Genomic DNA, 2,285 nt, shown 5'->3' with positions numbered 1-2,285 from the left:
TTTAGCCGTACATGACCACCTAACAGGGCTAGGCAATCGCGAGTACTTCGAAGGTCAAATATCTAAAGCACTTCAACTTTCAGCATCGGATGATGCAGAATATGCCTTGATGTCACTGGATTTGGACCAATTTAAGATCATTAACGATACTTGCGGCCACGTTGCAGGCGATGATCTACTCAAGCAAGTATCACTTGTTTTACTCCGCCAAACTAAAGACAAGGATACCTTGGCACGTCTTGGTGCCGATGAATTTGGCATACTCACCTACAACAAAGATAAGCGTCAAGCTATTTAGATTGCGAAAACCATACAGACCGCAATAAAAGACCTAAACTTCACCTGGCATGGAAAAAGTTTCACGACCAGCATTAGTATCGGCATTGTTTCAATTAATAATAAAACCTCTTCGGTCCAGTCCGTTCTGAGCTGTGCTGACATGGCCTGCAATGTCGCCAAAGAAAAAGGTCATGACGGCCTTAAATGGTACAGTGAAGATGACCCAGAGCACTTACAACGGCGAAGTGAAATGCAATGGGTCAGCCGCATTAAACGAGCGATAGCTGATGATTTGTTTATACTCCACTTCCAGAGCATGAAAGGCCTCCAAAAACACTGTAGTGGCGGTGCACACGGCGAGTTTCTGGTTCGACTTAATGATGACTCAGAACTGATTTACCCCGGCTCCTTTATTCCCGCAGCCGAGCGCTACAAACTTATGCCACGTTTACATAGATGGGTGGTAAAAAATGCGTTTAAGTACTTGGCTGAATCAGGTTTAGGGTATCAGGATCAAGGAACATTTTTCATCAACTTGTCAGGTAATTCACTTAGTGACGCCTCTTTCTTTGAAGATATTCGGCATTTACTAAAAGAGTTTGAGTTCATTCCTGAACGTATTTGCTTCGAGATTACCGAAACCAGTGCTATCGACAACCTTAAGGATGCCGTAGAGTTTATTTCCGAGATCAGAGAAGAAGGTTTTAAATTTGCACTCGATGACTTTGGTGCTGGGATGAGCTCCTTTTCTTATCTTAAGAAGATTCCAGTAGATTATCTGAAAATTGATGGCAGCTTTGTCTTGAACTTGTTACACGATCCGATTGATCGTGGAATTGTTGAAGCTTGCAATGGTATTAGCCATGCAGCGGGCTTGCAGACCATTGCGGAATTTGTAGAAAACCAGGAAACCGCCGACGCACTAAAAGAAATTGGTGTAGACTTCGCTCAAGGCTTTGGTATCGAAAGGCCTGGCCCACTTCAATAACGTACTATTTGCTCCCAATGTAAGATATTTCCTACATGCTTTTGCATTATCACCTACATACTGAAGGCAAGAACAAGCGTAATATTCATTTCCATCAGGACGACGCTGATTGTCAGGACGATGACAGCAACATATGGATATGGACAAGGAAGTAAACAAGGAAGGCTGGTTACCTAAGGAATGGTAAGGGAAGCACCTATTCAAAATGCCGCATTTTTATGCGGCATTTTTCGTTTAAGACCCGAAATTAAGCACTAAGACACTCAAACACCGCATAAATTCTTACAAGCCAAACTTATGTTTTAAGATCTCCAGCCCTTCGTCACTATAGGCCGCATCAATGGATTTGAGGTTTTCTGAGGTTATCAAGGTCTCATAGGCATGGATAATATCGTAAATCCACTTCCCGGGAATGAAGCGGGTAATTTGCTGCTCTGTTATGGTTTCTTGCTCGCCTTCTAAATCCAAATGTAGCGTAAGAACCTCTTCTCCAGAAGACAATAAAAGCGATAAGTTTGAGCTTTTGAAAGTTTCCCCATAAAAGCTTATGCAAGCACCCGCCCTATCCGCAAACTGAAGCGTGTAGGTATTATCATTTAGCGTAAATTGGATTTTTTTCTCATCACCTTCGTGAATAACTACCGTAGAGCTTATTTCACAGTGGACCAAGCTCTCACTATCTTTTATTTTTAGTGTGGGCTGTGAAGACATGGACTTATACAAATGAATAATTCGCTTATCCAACATTAGCACTTTTGCTAACTTACGACGCTCCTTTATAGCAGAAAAAACCTGGGAGTTATTCAGCTGTGCTTGCCGCTCTATTCTCTGCAAAGCGCGGTTAATTGTTGACTGCAAATGGTCAAAGGCGGAACGAACAGATAACAAAGTTAGTTCATCATAATTCTGGCTCATATCCTGTGCCTATCCTGCATCAATATTTTTAGACTTATTAATCATCGTCTTCACAATATAGCAGTAAAGACCAAGAGGCGCTAAAGTGAAGTATATGGAAACA

2 protein-coding genes and 1 pseudogene are annotated in these 2,285 nt (G+C 42.0%); 2 read left to right on the top strand and 1 reads right to left on the bottom strand.

All coding sequences use genetic code 11. The annotated features are described in order from the left end of the window. Nucleotides 1-58: 58 nt before the first annotated feature. Together A3761_RS08980 and A3761_RS08975 are read left to right on the top strand one after the other, a co-directional pair. Nucleotides 59-412: pseudogene (locus A3761_RS08980) on the top strand (GGDEF domain-containing protein); the annotation flags it as partial. 27 nt (nucleotides 413-439) lie between these two features. Then, a complete protein-coding gene (locus A3761_RS08975) occupies nucleotides 440-1,267 on the top strand; it encodes an EAL domain-containing protein (RefSeq protein ID WP_068633231.1) in 828 nt (275 codons plus the stop codon). Between the two features lie 282 nt (nucleotides 1,268-1,549). Here the strand turns inward: A3761_RS08975 and A3761_RS08970 are convergent, their stop codons facing one another. Further along, nucleotides 1,550-2,182 (bottom strand): hypothetical protein, encoded by a 633-nt coding sequence (locus A3761_RS08970; RefSeq protein WP_068514907.1) that lies wholly within the window; start codon nucleotides 2,180-2,182, stop codon nucleotides 1,550-1,552. Between the last annotated feature and the right edge of the window lie 103 nt (nucleotides 2,183-2,285).

This window comes from Oleiphilus sp. HI0123 (assembly GCF_001635315.1).
The sequence above is the reverse complement of the archived record's forward strand: the minus strand, read 5'-3'. Positions and strand labels throughout refer to the sequence as shown.